Source organism: Acidovorax sp. SUPP3334 (assembly GCF_030159055.1).
Taxonomy (GTDB): domain Bacteria; phylum Pseudomonadota; class Gammaproteobacteria; order Burkholderiales; family Burkholderiaceae_C; genus Paracidovorax.
Genome location: NZ_BQXQ01000044.1, coordinates 1 through 15,760 on the forward strand (window position 1 = coordinate 1; position 15,760 = coordinate 15,760).

Here is a 15,760-nt window from a genome sequence, read left to right on the forward strand (position 1 = left end):
CATGGAATCTCCGGAGGAATTTGCAAGAAAACAGGTATAGGCAGAACCATACCTTGCAAAGGCTGCGGCCATCAACCCCAAGAACTGCAAGCAAGATCAACGACTTGCGAATTGTTCAGGATGGACTCCAGACCCTGTGGCTGGTCCACGCCATCATCTCGGACTGGCTCGACAGCACCGAAGACCTTTGAGTCTCGGCAGCACCGCTGCAGCACTGCCGCAGGCCCGATGCCGCAAAATGCCGGCAACGCGTCCGCCGCCGCCTGCCATGATCGAAAAACACTACCTCACCCCGCTCTTCGCCCCCAGCTCCATCATCGTGCTGGCCGGCCAGGCCGATGCCCCTGATTCGCTCGTTCCCTGCGCCCGCGCGCTGCACGCCGCGTTGCGGGCGCAGCGCTTTACCGGCACGCTGCAGTTTCTGGACATCCACACCAGTGGCACGCTGGCCGATCTGGCGCAGACGCGCGCGGACCTGGCCCTGATCGCTCTGCCGCCCGAGGACGTGGTGGCCGCGATGGAAGTGGCGGGGCGCATCGGCTGTCGCGCCGCCGTGGTGCTGTCGCACGGCATGGACGCCGAACAGGCGGCGCGGCTCAAGCACATCGCCCGGCGCGAATGCATGCACCTGCTGGGCCCCAATTCGCTGGGGCTGCAGCGGCCGCACCTGCAGCTCAACGCCAGCGCGGCCGGGCCGCTCGCGCGGGAAGGCTCGCTGGCGCTGGTGTGCCAGTCGGGCGCGCTGACCTCGTCGATCCTGGACTGGGGCACCAAGAACGCAGTGGGCTTTTCGACCGTGGTGTCGCTGGGGCCGAACACCGACGTGGACATCGCCCAGGTGCTGGACTTTCTGGCCAACGACGCGCGCACGCAAAGCATCGTGGTGTACATGGAAGGCATCTCCAGCGCGCGCCGCTTCATGAGCGCGCTGCGCTCGGCGGCCAATGCCAAGCCGGTGGTGGTGCTCAAGGCCGGGCGCAAGCCCGCCGGCAACGAAGCCGCGCACACGCACAGCGGCGCCATCGTGGGCAGCGACGACGTGTTCGATGCCGCCCTGCGGCGCGCGGGCGCGGTGCGGGTGCGCTCGTTCGTGGAACTGTTCTCGGCCGCCAAGTGCCTCGCCTCGCGCTACCGGCCGGTGGGGCGGCGCTTGGCCATCGTCACCAATGGCGGCGGACCGGGCGTGCTGGCCGCCGACTGGGTGAACGAAATCTTGCTGCAACTGGGCCGCCTGTCGATCGCCTCGGCCGAAGCGCTGGCGCCGTTGCTGCCGCCGCTCGCCTCGCTGACCGATCTGATCGACGTATCGGAAGAAGCCGGCCCAGAGCATTTCCGCCACGCGGTCGAGGCGGCCGAGAAAGACCGGCAGATCGACGGCGTGCTCGCCATCTATTCGCCCAAGCCCGGCATGGATGCCGCCGCGGTGGCCGCCGCGCTTGCCGAAACCAAGCGCCGCATGGGCAAGCCGCTGCTCGCGTGCTGGATGGGCGATGCATCGGTGGGCCCCGCGCGCGAGGTGCTGCGCGCGGCCGCCATTCCCAGCTTTCGCACGCCCGAGGCGGCCGTGGGCGCCTTCGGCAACATCGCCTCGTTCTACCGGAACCAGCAGTTGCTGCAGCAGACGCCGCCCCCGCTCACCTCGCTGGCCAAGCCCGACATCGAAGGCGCACGCCTGATGATCGAAAGCGTGCTGGCCGAGCGCCGGCACGTGCTGACCGAGATGGAATCGAAGACGCTGCTGGCCGCCTTCAACGTGCCGGTCACCAAGACGCTGCTGGCGCGCAGCGCGCACGAGGCCATGATGATCGCCACGCAGCTGGGCTTTCCGGTGGCGCTCAAGATCGACTCCCCCGACGTTAGCCACAAGTCCGATGTGGGCGGCGTGGCGCTGGACATCCACACCGGCACCGCGGCGCGCGATGCCTATACCGACATGGTGCAGCGCGTGGCACGCCTGCAGCCGGGCGCCCGCATCCAGGGCGTGACGGTGCAGAAGATGGCGCGCGCGCGGCGCGGCCGCGAGATCTGCATCGGCCTGGTCACCGATGACCCGTTCGGCCCCGTCATCACCTTTGGCGCGGGTGGCACCATGATCGAGCTCATCGACGACCGCGCCATGGAGCTGCCGCCGCTCAACCAGTTTCTGGCGCGCCGGCTCATCGAGCGCTCGCGCGTGGCCGAAACGCTGGGCGAGTGGCGCGGCGCCAGCGCCGTGCACCGTGAAGGGCTGGAGCAGGTGCTGCTGCGCGTGTCCGAAATGGTGTGCGCCTTGCCGCAACTGCGCGAGATGGACATCAACCCGCTGATCGTGGACGAGCAGGGCGCCGTCGCGGTGGATGCCCGCATCGTGGTCGGCCACGCCTCGCAGTCGGTCGGCGGGCGCAGCGACCGCTACGGGCACCTGTCCATCCTGCCTTACCCGGCCCGCTACGAACAACTATGGCCCCTGCGCGGGGGTGGCGAATACCTGGTGCGCCCGGTGCGCCCGGACGACGCGCAGATGCTGCAGAAGCTGGTGAAGGAACTGTCGCCCGAAAGCCGCTACTTTCGCTTCATTTCGCAGATCGCCGAGCTGCCGGCTTCGATGCTGGCGCGATTCACCCTCATCGACTACGACCGCGAAATGGCGCTGGTGGCGGTGTACCGCGAACGCAGCGCCGGCGAAGACGGCGAGATCGTCGGCACCGAGCGCATCGTAGGCGTGTCGCGCTACGTGACCAACCCCGACCATTCCAGCTGCGAATTCGCTCTGGTGGTGGCCGACGACTTCAACGGGCGCGGCATGGGCTCGCGCCTGATGCGCAGCATCATGGACGTGGCGCGCGAGCGCGGCCTGTCGGAGATCGACGGGCTCGTGCTGGCCAACAACCCCAGCATGCTCAAGCTGATGCGGCGGCTCGGGTTCGAAGTAAAAGCGTACCCGGACGATCCGGATTTCAAGCTGGTGACGCACCAGCTATGAGATGGCTCCCCACTGGCCGCCGCGCCATCGGCTCGGCGAATCCTCAACCCGCATCGCACACCGTTTCATGAAACAACACCTCGCCCATTGGATTCTCGCCCTCGGCGCTGCGTTGCCGCTGGCCGGCGTCGCCCAGGTCCCCGTGCGGCCCGCCGCCGATCAGGAGGCGCTGCTGACCAGCGCGGACCCGGTGCTTCGCGCCAACAAGCGGCTCGTATACGACTTCTGGCGCGAGGTATTCGAGGCCGGGCACGTGGCGCTGGCTGAAAAGTACGTGGCCGAGTCCTATGTGCAGCACAACCCCAACGTGCCGACCGGCCGCGCCGCCATGGTGGGTTTCGTACAGGGAAGGAATCCCGCACCGAAGCCGGTGGAAGAGCGCATCAAGGCGCCGCTGGTCTCGATCGTGGCAGAGCGCGACATGGTGATCCTGAGCTTCGTTCGCGAATATGCCGAGCCCAAGGATCCGAACCGCAAGTACACGACCACCTGGTTCGACATGTTTCGCATCGAGAACGGCAAGATCGCCGAGCACTGGGACAGTGCGGTGAAGCCAGCGAATCCCTGATGGTTCGCGGCGGTTGATCCGCCGGGCGATGCATCTTCATGCTGCATGCGGTCAGGGCACGCCCGACCGATGGTTTCACAGCTTTCCGTCAGATCGCCGAAGGTGCACGGAACACCGCTGAAGGATCTGCTGATCCGGGGACCACGGCTCTTTCAAAAAAACTGCTGGCTGCAGCCGGGCGACTCCGGGCCGCAGCCAGTGCATGATCAACGCACGGTCAGTGCGTCAATGGCCAGCAGATCGTCCTGCGACAGCGTGCCCGCCGCTTGGCGCAGCTTGAGCGTGCCAAGCAGCACGTTGTAGCGCGCCTGGGCCAGGTCGCGCTTGGTCTGATAGAGCTGGCTCTGGGAATTGAGCACGTCGATGTTGATGCGAACGCCCACCTGGTAACCCAGCTGGTTGGCTTCCAAAGCGCTCTGGCTGGAGGCCTCGGCCGCTTCCAGCGCGCGCACCTGGCCCTGGCCGGACTGCACGCCGTAGAACGCCGATCGCGTGGCCTGCGCCACGGTGCGGCGAGCGTTGTCCAGGTCCGCGAGGGCCTTGTCTTCGAGCGACAGCGTTTCCTTGATGCGGTTTTGCACGGAGAAGCCGGCAAACAGCGGCAGCGTCAGTTGCACGCCCACGGTGGCATTGTTGGTGCGCGAGTTGACGTTGGGAATGGTGGGCGTGCCCTTGGGGTTGCGCGACACGCTGTAGCCCGCCTGCAGGTCCACCGTGGGCAAGTGGCCGGTTTCGGCCTTCTTCGTTTCGAGGCGCGCCACGTCCAGCGCGATGGTGGCCTGCCGCACCTGCGGTTGCAACTCTTCGGCCGACCGCACCCAGGTGCCCACGTCGGCGGGCGCCACTTCGGGCAACTGGACGGGCAGGGCCAGCGGCTGCGGCGCCACGCCCGGGCGGCCCACGACCTGGTCGAGCGCCAGTTGCTTGACGCGCAGGTCGTTGTCGGCCGCAATCTCCTGGGCGATGACGAGATCGAACCGTGCCTGCGCCTCGCGCGAATCCGTCACGGTCGATGTGCCGACTTCGAAATTGCGCTTGGCCGAGGCCAGTTGCTCTGCCACCGCAGCCTTTTGCGCTTGCACGAAGGCGAGGGTGTCGCGCGCGGCCAGCACATCGAAATACGCCTGGCTGACCCGCACGATCAGGTCTTGCGCCACGCCTTCCAGCTGCGCCTGCGCCAGATCGGTTCCGCGCTTGCCCTGCTCGAAGGTGATGCGGTTGGCTGGCCGGTACAGCGGCTGCGAGGCCGTGAGTCCCACGGTCTGGCTCGGTGCGCTCAGGTCCACGGGCGGGCGATTCACATCGGTGTTGGTGTAGTTGGCGCCAGCGGACAGGCCGGCGCTTGGCAGCAGCCCGGCCCGGGCCTGCTCGGCGCGGCTGCCGGCGGCATCGAACTGCGCCTTCGCGGCCTGGAACGGCGCGTCATAGCTGCGCGCGATCTCCACCAGCTGGGATAGGCTCTGGGCCTGGGCGCCGTGGCTGGCGAGCGCGGCCGCCACGGCCAGGGACAAGGGAATGCACCGAAGCAGGGTCATGAACGTCTTTCAGGAAAAAGTAGGCGTGGCACCACGTGCTGCCGGGCCAGTGGCCTCGACCGGAGTGGATCAATACCGGGGGACCGCCATGTCGCGCTCGTGCGACCAGGCATCGATGCCGCCGCTGATGTTGGCCACGCGGTCGAAACCTTGCTGATCGAGGTAGGTGGCCACGTGCAGGCTGCGCATGCCGTGGTGGCACAGGCAGGCGACGGGGCGGCCGCGGTCCAGTTCGGCCAGGCGCGAGGGCAGCTCGCCCATCGGGATGGTGGCCAGATCGAACCCTTCCTCGGTCTTGACGCTCGAGGTCTGCAGTTCCCACGGCTCGCGCACGTCCAGCACCAGCGGGCGGGCACCGGAGGTGGCGGCAGCGAGCCACTCGGTGAGCTGGGCGGGGCGGACGTGGTCGATCATGCGGATTCCTGAGAAAGACGGAAGGAAAGGGTCAGAACGTGAAGCGCGAAGGCTCCGGGAAATGCTGCAGTCGAGGGGCGATGGTGTCCCACGGCTTGGTGGTCTCGAACCGGTCGCCCGCACGGCGGATGAAGGTGGCGCGCATCATGGGTTCTCCGCCGACGATGGCTGCCAGGCGGCCGCCTTCGCGCAGTTGGGAGAGAAGGGCCTGGGGAACGTCGTTCACCGAACCGCTGAGCACGATCACATCGAACGGGCCGTCGGCAGCGGCGCCTTCGGCACCGTCGGCCTGGCGCACTTCGGCGTTCAGGATGCCGGCGCTGCGCAGGTTTTCGCGGGCGAACTCGACCAGGTCGGGCACCAGTTCCAGCGTGAGCACATGCTCGGCGCGTTGGGCCAGCAGCGCGGCCATGTAGCCCGAGCCGGCGCCGATCTCCAGAACCCGGTCGGTCGGCTTGACCTGCAGATCCTGCAGCATGCGGGCCTCGACGCGTGGTGCAAGCATGCATTGCCCCAGGCGCTGGGCCTGTTCGTTGGAGGCATTGAGGGGAATTTCCATGTCCATGAACGCCATGCCACGGTAAGCGGGCGGCACGAAGTCTTCACGGCGCACGACGGCCAGCAGGTCCAGCACGTCGGTGTCGAGCACGTTCCACGGACGGATCTGCTGCTCGATCATGTTGTAGCGGGCCTGCAGGATGGGATCGCTGATGTTGGCGGACGTGTTCAGGGGCATGTTCATTGGATTACTCCGGGCGGGATCGTGGATCGGGTCAACCCTCGATTTTAGGGGCCGCGGCCGCATCGGGCGCCGGGGCGGGCGTGCCCCGCATGCACAGTCCGCACAGGATGTTGTCCACCTGGGCCGCTATGAAGCGCTCGGGCGTGATGCGCTCCAGATCCGGCATGCATGCGGACGAATGGCGCCACATGGTCATGAAAATGAGCGGTGCGAGCACGATGTGGATGGCGCAGTCCATGTTCGTCACCTGAAACTCGCCGCGGTCCAGGCCGCGCTGCAGGATGCGGTGGATCAGCCGCTGGCCGGGCTCGACCACCTCGCTGCGGTAGAAGTCGATGATGTCCGGAAAATTGTTGGATTCGCCCAGCATCAGCTTGGTGATGCCCGACGCCGGAGTGGCGCCGATGCGTTCCCACCACAGTTGATATGCGTAGCGCAACAGTTCGGCGGTGCCATGGGGGTACTGGTCGATCTCCAGGTCCCATTCGGGGAAATGGCGGCCGATGTTTTGCCGCACCACCTCTTTGAACAGATCTTCCTTGCTGGGAAAGTACAGGAACAATGTGCCCTTGGACACGCCGGCGCGGGCGGCGACCTCGTCCACCTTGGTGGCGGCGTAGCCCTTTTCGACGAACAGTTCGAGCGCCGCGTCCAGCAGCTCGCCCGGCCGTGCCTCTTTGCGGCGCTCGCGCTTGGAGGCCTCGTGGAACGGATGGGGAGCGGGGGAGGGGAGCGAATTCATAATTAATGACTGACTGGTTAGTAATGTAGCAATCCCGCAGAGGAGCGTCAACGCGGCGGGACTTTCATAATGGGTCGATTGCCACTCCAACCTTTGTAAGACCTTCCCATGACCCTGCAAACCATCACCCTGGGCGGCGGCTGCTTCTGGTGCACCGAGGCCGTTTTCGACCGCGTGCGCGGCGTGACCGACGTGGAAAGCGGCTACGCCAACGGCCGCGAGCCCAACCCCACTTACGAGGCGGTCTGCACCGGCACCACCGGCCACGCCGAAGTGGTGCGGCTCACCTTCGACCCGGCCGTGATCGCGCTGCGCGACCTGCTGGAGATATTCTTCGCCACCCACGACCCCACCACGCTGAACCGCCAGGGCAACGATGTCGGCACGCAGTACCGCAGCGGCATCTACACCGAAACCCCTGAGCACCAGGCCGAAGCCGAGGCGATGGTGCGGCAGATGTCGCAGGACAAGCTCTTCGGCGCGCCCATCGTGACCGAGGTGGTTCCGCTCAAGGGCTACTGGCCGGCCGAGGACTACCACCAGGACTACTTTTTGAACCACCCCGGCCAGGGCTATTGCGCTTTCGTGGTGGGTCCGAAGGTAGAGAAATTCCGCAAGACGTTCACGCGCTTCCTGAAGCCGGAATGAGCGGGCGGCCTGTAGTAAGGGACCATCGGATCAGAAAAAAAGTTACGTAATCAAACAGAAAAATCTTTTGGTTTTTGTCTAAACTTCCGCCCCGTCAAAACAAGACTCAAGCGTAGGTCAAAACGTGTCAGCAGGTGCAGAGAATGAACCCCGGTGGCTGGACTATTGGCGGGAGAACATGGAGGCGCTCGGGATTCCCGTGCCAGCCACTGCGTTTCCGAATTACGCACTGATCGTGGGCACCATCAAGACCCTGGTGGACGCCGCCCGCGTGCATGGGCCGCATGTAAAGGTGGTCGGCATTCTGGTCGGATGACGCTGTCCCCCCAGAGCCTGTCGCGGGCGAGGTGATCTCCATGACCCCATCCTCCTTCAAAGACGGCGCATACCTGCTGGTCACGGCATTGGCGTGCGCGGGGGCATCCTGGCTGGCCTTCGCATTTTTCGGCGAGGCGGTGTTCTACGGACTGTTCGGCCTTTCCTGGCTGGCACTCAGCCTGGACAACGTGCGGCTGCGGCGCCAGCTCAGGCGGCTGCAGGACGGGCGGAAGCCTTAGGTAGCGGCCTGGAGCAGTGGGGCGAGGCCGCGCCGGCCGGGTTGGGCAAAGCTGCCATAATGCAACCTATTTGCGTTACCAAACCCGTCCCGGCGCCTTGCCCGCGCCACCGGCTGCCTGCCATGCCCCGTTCTCCCCAATCCGATCCTACCGCCCCGCGCGCCCTTCCGCCGGGCCTTCGCTCCACCCGCGCCACGCGCGCGCTGCTGGCGCTGATGTCGTCGCAGCCTTCCGTCGCGGTGTCCGGCGCGGAGGTGGAATCCGCCCTGGCGCGCCGGGGCGTGGTGGTCAACCGCGTCACGGTCTATCGGCTGCTGGACCGGCTGGCCAGCGCCGGGCTGATGCGCCGGCACATCGACGCCCAGCGCGTGGCCCGCTACACGCTGGTGGGCCAAAAGAGCGAGCCGGCCGCGCCGCATTTCGAATGCAACGACTGCCACCGGCAGTTTCCCGTCACCGAAGGCGCGGCGCCGTTGCAGGCGGCCGCGCGCCAGATGCTGAAGGCCCTGGCCTCGGCCGGCCACGACCGCCTGGCGCTGGACATTGCCGTGCGCGGCCGGTGCGCCGTGTGCGCGCAATTTGCCCACCCCGGGGACGGCGAATGATCCGCACGCAGGCGCTGGCCTTCGCCCACGCAGGCGCTGCACCGCTGCGGTTTCCCGATGTGGACCTGCCGCAGGGCGGGTGTCTGCTGCTGCAGGGGCGCTCGGGCTCGGGCAAATCGACGTGGCTGGCCCTGGTGGCCGGGCTGCGCCGTGCCAGCGCCGGCACGGCCGAGGTGGCGGGCCAGGCGCTGGACCGCCTGGGCGGCGCGGCGCGCGATGCCTGGCGTGCGCGCCACATCGGCTTCGTGCCGCAGACCCTGCACCTGAGCGCTGCCCTCACCGTGGCCGAAAACCTCGCGCTGCCGTACTTCGCGGCCGGCCTGCCGCGCGATGCAATCGCCATCCACACCGCGCTCGACCAGTTGGGGGTGGCCGGGCTGGCGGCGCGCCGGCCGCACCAGCTCTCGGGCGGGCAGGCGCAGCGCGTGGCCCTGGCGCGCGCCGTGCTGCTGTCGCCCCGGGTGCTGCTGGCCGACGAGCCCACCGCCAGCCTGGACGACGCGGCCGCCGCCGATGCGCTGGCCTTGCTGATCGCCTGCGCCGACGCGTGCGGCGCCAGCCTGGTGGTCGCCACGCACGACCGGCGCGCGGCGCAGGTGCTGGCGGATCGGCCGGGCACGCATCGGCTGGATTTGAATGAAATCGGCCTCCAGCGCAATGATAACTAGGGGATATAGCTATTAAAAATATAGCAAACGTCCTGGGCCTGTCGTGGCGCTACCTGTGGTCGCGCCCGCTGCCGGCCGCGCTCAACCTGCTGCTGCTTGCGCTCGGCCTTGCCGCGGTCACGCTGGTGCTGCTGGTCAGCCGCCAGATCGACGATGCGTTCGAGCGCGACGTGCAGGGCATCGACCTGGTGGTGGGCGCCAAGGGCAGCCCGCTGCAGCTGATCCTGGCGGGCGTGTTCCACATCGACGTGCCGCCCGGCAACATCGCCCTGGCCGACTTCGAGGCGCTTGCCCGCCAGCCGCTGGTGGCCGAGGCCATTCCGCTGAGCCTGGGCGACAGCTTTGCGGGCTACCGCATCGTCGGCACCACGCCGCAGTACCCGGCGCACTATGGCGCCGCGCTGGCCCAGGGCCGCCTTTGGCAGCAGCCGATGGAGGCCGTGCTGGGCGCGGCGGTGGCGCGCGCCATGGCCAGCGCTTCGCAGGACGCTGCGCCGGGGCAGGGCGATGCGCTGCTGGGCCGGCGCTTCGTGGGCAGCCATGGCCTGGCCGGCGGCGGGCACGCGCACGGCGCCCACCCCTACACCGTGGCGGGCGTGCTCGCGCCCTGCGGCTGCGTGCTGGACCGGCTGGTGCTCACCGCCACCGAATCGGTGTGGAAAGTGCATGAAAGCGCGCAGGCCGACGACCCCGACGATCTGGAGGCGCTGCGCCAGGAGCGCGAGGTGACGCTGGCGCTGGTGCGCTACCGCAGCCCGCTCGCCGCCGTGACCCTGCCGCGCACCATCAACGCCAACACCCCCATGCAGGCCGCCGCGCCCGCCGTCGAGGTGACTCGCCTGCTGCGCCTGCTGGGCGTGGGCGCCGATGTGCTGCAGGCCTTCGGCGCCGTGCTGCTGGGCGTGGCGGCGCTGAGCGTGTTCATCGCGCTGTGGAACGCCGTGCGCGAGCGCCGCGCCGACCTGGCCATGCTGCGCATGCTGGGCACCTCGCGCGCGCGTGGGCGGGCTGCTGCTGGCCGAGGCGCTGTGGCTGGCGCTGATCGCCTCGGCCCTGGGCCTGGCCGGTGGCCATGCACTGGCGGCGGTGGTCGGCTGGATGCTGCAGGCGCAGAACGCCATGCCCGTGACCGGCGCGCTGTGGCTGCCCGAGGAATGGGCGGTGCCCGGCCTTGCGGTGTCCGTGGCGGTGGTGGCGGCGCTGCTGCCGGCCGTGCAGGCCTACCGGGTGGACGTGGCCGAGCTGCTGGCGCGGCCTTGAATGCCTGGATGGGTCCGAATTCCTTGCCCTTTGCCCTTTGCCTTTTCCTTCGTCGTCGTCTTCTTTCCGTCACCCACTCCTTCTGAAAGGATCTTTCATGGCCCCCGTTTCCCGACTCCGCGCCCTGGCGCTAGCACCGCTCTTCCTGTTGGCCGCCGCCGTCCAGGCGCAGCAGCATTCCGATGAAGACACCAAGGCCGACATCCAGCGCCACCGCGCCATGGCCGCCGCGCACGAGGCCGCCGCCAAGTGCCTGGAATCCGGCAAGGGCAACGACACCTGCGAGAGAGAGCTGCAGGCCGCATGCAAGGGCCTGGCCATCGGCAAGTTCTGCGGCATGAAGCACCAGCATTGATCCCTGCGGTTGGCCTTTGCACCCCTTCTGCCCTTGACGGCCCTTGACTGCCCTTACCCATCCTTTTCGGTCCTTCCCGGCCGGGCGCTGCGACAATCGCCCGGCCGCCGCTCGCCGCCTTTTTGAGGACTCCCGCATGAAAGCCATTCCCCTCGCATTCGCCTGCCTGCTGGCTTGCGGCGTGGCCGGTGCGCAGGCGCCTGACGGTGCCGGCGCAGCGCTGTCGTCCCCGCTGGGCAGCGGCGGGCTGCCCCCGGGCAGCGGCGCGGGTTACCACAGCCCGCAAAGCCCGATCAAGCCGCTGCCCACGCGCAGCGATGTCGTGCCCTGGTCCACGCTGACCAACCTGCAGAAGAAAACCTTGAAGACCCGCATCGAGCCGGTCTTCAACCCCGAGCAGAAGGCGCTGAACCAGACGGTGCAGCGCGTGCAGGGAGTACGGCCTGTTCTACCGCATGGTCGAGGCCAAGCCCGTCCAGTGACGCCAACGCCTCGCCCAACCTGCTAGCCACCCCGACCCTTGCCATGAAACCCGCGCGCCCGCAGCCCCTGCCGCACCGCCAACGCATCGCCGTCTGGTGGATCGCGTTCGCGCTGCTGCTGGCGCCTTTGCTCGGCCGCATGCACCAAGTGGTGCATGGCGCGGGAACGGCGCCGCTGGCCGTGGCGTCGGTCGTCGCCTCGGCTTCCGTCTCCTTGATCCCCACGGACTTTGCTGCCCTGCCGGGGCAGGCCGGGTTCGGCGCGTCGCGCTTCGATCATCACGCCGATGCATCCGTGGCCCTGCCAGCGCGTGCGGCGGGGCAGGGCGGCGACGTGCTGCATGCGCTGTTCGCCGGCCACCACGGCGCCGACTGCCAGTTGCTGGACCAGCTCCTGCTCGGTGGCGCGCTGCTGGCGGCCCTGGTGCTGCCCACGGTGCATGGCGCGGCGCAGGCACCGCTGCCGCAACAGGCATCGCATGCCGGCACGCGGCAGCGGTCGGCCTTTCTCGCCCGCGCTCCCCCTGCACAGGGCTGAAGCGCGACCCCGTGCGGCCGCTGGCCGCAGCGCGGGTTTACTCCTGTTTTGATAGCTACCTGCCTTAGAAGAATATGCGCTGGTGGCACTTTTTTGCCTGATTGACTGACCGACCGACTGCCGGCATTGCGCCGAGGCCGTCCCGCCTGTCTGCCTGTGCGTTGCCCGGGCGGGTGCGGGCCGGGCCGCGCGTGCATGCAGCCGCTCCCTTTTTACGTGAAGCCTTTGTCCATGAACTCCCACACCCCCACCGCGCGCGCACCCCGCATCGCCCCTTCGCGCCGCGCCACGTTGCGCCCCCTGGCCTGGGTCGCGCTCCTTGCGCTGAGCGGCCCCGGCCTGGTGCCGGCCGCGCACGCCCAGTCGGCCGCCACCACCGCGCAGGCGCCTGTTGCGGCCCAGCCTACGGCTACCACGGCAACCACGGTCGCCACGGCCGCCAATGCGCCGAACGCCCCGACCGCGCGCCTGCCGGAAGTGACCGTCACCGGCAACCCGCTGGGTGCCGCCGCCACCGTCGCCCCGGCGGCCCAGCTGTCGGGCGATGCGCTCACGCTGCGCACCCAGTCCACGCTGGGCGAAACGCTGGACGGCCTGCCGGGCGTGAGCAGCACCTACTTCGGCCCCAACGCCAGCCGCCCCATCATTCGCGGGCTGGACGGTGACCGCATCCGCATCCTGCAAAACAGCGGCGCCACGCTGGACGCCTCGGCCCTGAGCTTCGACCACGCCGTGCCCACCGAGGCGCTGGTGACCGAGCGCATCGAGGTCCTGCGCGGCCCGGCGGCGCTGCTGTACGGCGGCAGCGCCGTGGGCGGCGTGGTCAACGTGATCGACAACCGCATTCCGCGCGAGCCCATCAACGGCGTGACGGGCAAGGCCGAAGCCGCTGCCGCCACGGGCAACGGCGAGCGATCGGGCGGCGCGATGGTGGAGGGCGGCAACGACCGCTACGCGCTGCACGTGGACGTGTTCGACCGCGACACCGACGACGTGCGCGCCCCCGCCGACCTCGCCTGCGAAAAGCCCGGCTCGCCCGGCCTGGCGCGCCGCATCTGCAACTCCGCCAGCCACACGCGCGGCGGCGCGGTGGGTGGCACGGTGTTCTTCGACCGTGGTTACCTGGGCGCCTCGGCCAGCACCTACCGCAACGACTACGGCACCGTGGCCGAGGACGACGTGACCATCGGCATGCGCTCCAACCGCTACGCGCTGGACGGCGAGTGGCGCATCGACGCCGGCCCGCTGCAGAGCATCAAGATGCAGGCCAGCCACACCGACTACGTGCACACCGAATTCGAAGGCGGCGAGGCCGGCACGACCTTCCGCAACCGGGGCAACGACCTGCGGCTGGAAGCCAAGCACGCGCCGCTGGGAGCGCTGCAGGGCGTGATCGGACTGCAGGCCGAATCGTCGCGCTTCTCGGCGGTGGGCGAAGAGGCCTTCGCGCCCTACAGCCGCAGCCGCTCCACCGCGCTGTTCGCGCACGAGGAACTGGCCACCGGCTGGGGCAAGCTGACCTTCGGCGCCCGCACCGAGCAGGTGAGCGTGGAGTCGTTCGGCAGCGCCGACACCGACCGCTTCGACACCGGCAAGCACACCTTCCACCCGCACAGCGCGGCGGTGGGCGCCCTGGTGAACCTGGCGCCCGACTGGCAGCTGACCTCCAACCTGTCGGTCACCCAGCGCGCGCCCAAGGACTACGAACTGTTCGCCAACGGCCCGCACATCGCCACCGGCGCCTGGGAGACGGGCGACAGCCGCCTGGGTCTGGAGAAGGCGACCAGCATCGATGTGGGTGCGGCGTGGAAGAGCGGTCCGGACCGCTTCGCAGTCACCGCGTTCTACAGCCGGTTTTCCAACTACATCGGCCTCACGCCCACGGGCGCCAGCCTGACGGAAGACGGCGAGCGCGTGCCCGCCGGCACGGCCGACGCGCTGCCCGAATACCGCTACGAGGGCGTGCGTGCGAAGTTCTACGGCCTGGAGGCGAGCGGCAGCGTGCGCCTGGTGGGCGAGAGCGGCCTGGCCAGCGCCACGCTGTTCGGGGACACGGCATCGACGCTCGACCTGCAACTGCGCGGCGACATCGTGCGCGCCACCAACGAGGACACGGGCGAGCCGCTGCCGCGCATCGCGCCGCTGCGCCTGGGCAGCACGCTGGCCTGGGCCAGCGGCCCATGGCGCGCGGGCGTGGGCTTCGACCATCTGGCCGCGCAGAACCGCGTGCCCAGCGACGGCACCCGCGCCACCGGCGCCTACACGCTGTGGAACGCCTCGCTGGGCTACCACACGCAGATGCAGTTCGGCGCCACGCGCAGCAACCTGCTGTGGTACGCGCGCCTGGACAACATCACCGACAAGCTGGCCTACAGCGCCACGTCGATCCTGACCACGACGGCATTTCCGAAGTCGCCGCTGCCCGGGCGCAGCCTGAAGGTGGGCGTGAAGGCAACGTTCTGATCGACCGCCCGGGGCGGGCGCCTTCGAGGCTCGCCCCGGCTTTTTTGCTATTGATTTAGTAGCTGATTGCCCTAGTGGTCATTGCGCTGGACGCCTCAAAGGCGCCAAGGCGGGTCCGGCCCAGGCGACACCGCCAACCCCATTCACCCTCGCGCGAACTCCACGAATGCGCGCAAATAGTCCGTCTCCAGGTCACTCTCGCGCGCACCCAGGTGGATCTGTTTGGCGATGCCATGGCGGCCCAGCTTGACGGGCACCACGTCCATCGTGTCTGCATATTCGAGCACCAGCCATCGCGGAAGCGCCGCCACGCCGCGCCCGCTGGCCACCATCTGCAACATGATGTCGGTGGTTTCGATGGTCTTGTGCCGGCGCGGGGTGATGCCCGCGGGGGCGAGGAACTGGGTGTACACGTCGAGCCGCTCCGGGCTCACCGGGTAGGTGATGAGCACCTCGTCGGTCAACTGCGCCGGCTTCACATAGGCCTGCTGCGCCAGCGGGTGGTCCTTGCCCACCACCAGCACCTGCTCGTAGTCGAACACGGGCTCGAACCTCAATCCCGGCTTGAACAGCGGATCGGGGGTGACCAGCAGGTCGATCTCGTAGCCGAACAGCGCGCCGATCCCGCCGAACTGAAACTTCTGCTTGACGTCCACGTCCACGTCGGGCCAGGCGGTCAGGTAGGGCGAAACCACTTTCAGCAGCCACTGGTAGCACGGGTGGCATTCCATGCCGATGCGCAGCGCACCGCGCTCGCCCTGCGCGAACTGGCCCAGCCGCTCTTCGGCCAGGTCCAACTGCGGCAGCACCCGGTTGGCCACCGCCAGCAGGTACTGGCCCGCCTGCGTCAACCGCAGGCTTCGGCCCTCGCGCAGCCAGATGTCGGTGCCCAGTTGCTGTTCCAGCTTCTTCATGCTGTGGCTCAAGGCCGACTGGGTCAGGTGCAGCACGCCAGCGGCAGCGGTCAGCGACCCTTGTTTCTCGACCTGCTGGACGATGCTGAGGTGGATGCGCTCAAGCATGACTATGAGCCATATTCATGGATTGTTGAAATAAATCCATTTTACTTCATTGAAAACCGCCACTAGCATTCGCTCCATCGTTTGTTTGCATGTTTTGGAGCGGCCATGGACACCCTTGAAAAAATCGGATTGCGCATAGGTTTGACCGAGCAGGGCAGGGCACGTGCGATGCACCGCCAGCGGGCGAGGCTGGCGGTCG

The 15,760-nt window shown here is 68.3% G+C and carries 17 protein-coding genes and 1 pseudogene; 13 read left to right on the forward strand and 5 right to left on the reverse strand.

Annotated elements, in window-relative coordinates; translation table 11 throughout:
• The 3 genes from AVHM3334_RS19775 to AVHM3334_RS19785 all read left to right on the forward strand — a co-directional run.
• The coding region (locus tag AVHM3334_RS19775; RefSeq protein ID WP_284415190.1) for a hypothetical protein at positions 1 to 191 on the forward strand (191 nt) is incomplete at its 5' end.
• A 77-nt stretch (positions 192 to 268) separates the two neighbouring features.
• Positions 269 to 2,962, forward strand: coding sequence for a bifunctional acetate--CoA ligase family protein/GNAT family N-acetyltransferase (locus tag AVHM3334_RS19780; RefSeq protein ID WP_284415192.1), 2,694 nt, complete (start codon positions 269 to 271; stop codon positions 2,960 to 2,962).
• A gap of 67 nt (positions 2,963 to 3,029) precedes the next feature.
• Positions 3,030 to 3,530: a nuclear transport factor 2 family protein gene (locus AVHM3334_RS19785; RefSeq protein ID WP_284415194.1), complete on the forward strand. Its 501-nt coding sequence runs from the start codon at positions 3,030 to 3,032 to the stop codon at positions 3,528 to 3,530.
• Between the two features lie 206 nt (positions 3,531 to 3,736).
• Here the strand turns inward: AVHM3334_RS19785 and AVHM3334_RS19790 are convergent, their stop codons facing one another.
• The 4 genes from AVHM3334_RS19790 to AVHM3334_RS19805 all read right to left on the reverse strand — a co-directional run bounded on the left by AVHM3334_RS19790 (position 3,737) and on the right by AVHM3334_RS19805 (position 6,963).
• Positions 3,737 to 5,065 carry a TolC family outer membrane protein gene (locus AVHM3334_RS19790; RefSeq protein WP_284415196.1) on the reverse strand — a complete coding sequence of 443 codons (1,329 nt, stop codon included), beginning with the start codon at positions 5,063 to 5,065 and terminating at the stop codon, positions 3,737 to 3,739.
• A gap of 69 nt (positions 5,066 to 5,134) precedes the next feature.
• Entirely contained in the window at positions 5,135 to 5,479 is a 345-nt protein-coding gene (locus AVHM3334_RS19795) for a rhodanese-like domain-containing protein (protein ID WP_284415198.1), read from the reverse strand.
• A gap of 31 nt (positions 5,480 to 5,510) precedes the next feature.
• On the reverse strand, positions 5,511 to 6,221 hold the full coding sequence (locus AVHM3334_RS19800) for a protein-L-isoaspartate O-methyltransferase family protein (protein WP_284415200.1): 711 nt from the start codon (positions 6,219 to 6,221) through the stop codon (positions 5,511 to 5,513).
• Between the two features lie 31 nt (positions 6,222 to 6,252).
• Positions 6,253 to 6,963 (reverse strand): TetR/AcrR family transcriptional regulator, encoded by a 711-nt coding sequence (locus AVHM3334_RS19805; protein ID WP_284415202.1) that lies wholly within the window; start codon positions 6,961 to 6,963, stop codon positions 6,253 to 6,255.
• A 108-nt stretch (positions 6,964 to 7,071) separates the two neighbouring features.
• Between AVHM3334_RS19805 and msrA the strand changes: the two genes are divergently transcribed.
• The 10 genes and pseudogenes from msrA (at position 7,072) to AVHM3334_RS19855 (ending at position 14,539) form a co-directional block, all read left to right on the forward strand.
• Positions 7,072 to 7,611 carry a peptide-methionine (S)-S-oxide reductase MsrA gene (gene msrA, locus AVHM3334_RS19810; RefSeq protein ID WP_284415204.1) on the forward strand — a complete coding sequence of 180 codons (540 nt, stop codon included), beginning with the start codon at positions 7,072 to 7,074 and terminating at the stop codon, positions 7,609 to 7,611.
• Positions 7,612 to 7,735: 124 nt separating this feature from the next.
• Complete coding sequence (locus AVHM3334_RS19815; RefSeq protein ID WP_284415205.1) at positions 7,736 to 7,927, forward strand: hypothetical protein; 192 nt, start codon at positions 7,736 to 7,738, stop codon at positions 7,925 to 7,927.
• 40 nt (positions 7,928 to 7,967) lie between these two features.
• Positions 7,968 to 8,168: a hypothetical protein gene (locus AVHM3334_RS19820; RefSeq protein WP_284415207.1), complete on the forward strand. Its 201-nt coding sequence runs from the start codon at positions 7,968 to 7,970 to the stop codon at positions 8,166 to 8,168.
• A gap of 122 nt (positions 8,169 to 8,290) precedes the next feature.
• Positions 8,291 to 8,773: a Fur family transcriptional regulator gene (locus tag AVHM3334_RS19825; protein WP_284415208.1), complete on the forward strand. Its 483-nt coding sequence runs from the start codon at positions 8,291 to 8,293 to the stop codon at positions 8,771 to 8,773.
• The gene (locus AVHM3334_RS19830; RefSeq protein WP_284415210.1) at positions 8,770 to 9,441 is read left to right on the forward strand and encodes an ABC transporter ATP-binding protein; all 672 of its coding nucleotides are present in this window, start codon (positions 8,770 to 8,772) and stop codon (positions 9,439 to 9,441) included. Before AVHM3334_RS19825 ends, AVHM3334_RS19830 begins: the two co-directional genes overlap by 4 nt.
• A gap of 20 nt (positions 9,442 to 9,461) precedes the next feature.
• Positions 9,462 to 10,701 (forward strand): annotated as a pseudogene (locus AVHM3334_RS19835) (FtsX-like permease family protein).
• A gap of 97 nt (positions 10,702 to 10,798) precedes the next feature.
• Entirely contained in the window at positions 10,799 to 11,056 is a 258-nt protein-coding gene (locus AVHM3334_RS19840; protein WP_284415212.1) for a hypothetical protein, read from the forward strand.
• Positions 11,057 to 11,192: 136 nt separating this feature from the next.
• A complete protein-coding gene (locus AVHM3334_RS19845; RefSeq protein WP_349816636.1) occupies positions 11,193 to 11,564 on the forward strand; it encodes a hypothetical protein in 372 nt (123 codons plus the stop codon).
• Positions 11,565 to 11,581: 17 nt separating this feature from the next.
• Entirely contained in the window at positions 11,582 to 12,076 is a 495-nt protein-coding gene (locus AVHM3334_RS19850) for a hypothetical protein (protein ID WP_284415213.1), read from the forward strand.
• Between the two features lie 231 nt (positions 12,077 to 12,307).
• Positions 12,308 to 14,539, forward strand: coding sequence for a TonB-dependent receptor (locus AVHM3334_RS19855; protein WP_284415215.1), 2,232 nt, complete (start codon positions 12,308 to 12,310; stop codon positions 14,537 to 14,539).
• Between the two features lie 143 nt (positions 14,540 to 14,682).
• Here the strand turns inward: AVHM3334_RS19855 and AVHM3334_RS19860 are convergent, their stop codons facing one another.
• The gene (locus AVHM3334_RS19860) at positions 14,683 to 15,561 is read right to left on the reverse strand and encodes a LysR family transcriptional regulator (RefSeq protein WP_284415217.1); all 879 of its coding nucleotides are present in this window, start codon (positions 15,559 to 15,561) and stop codon (positions 14,683 to 14,685) included.
• Positions 15,562 to 15,760: the final 199 nt, after the last annotated feature.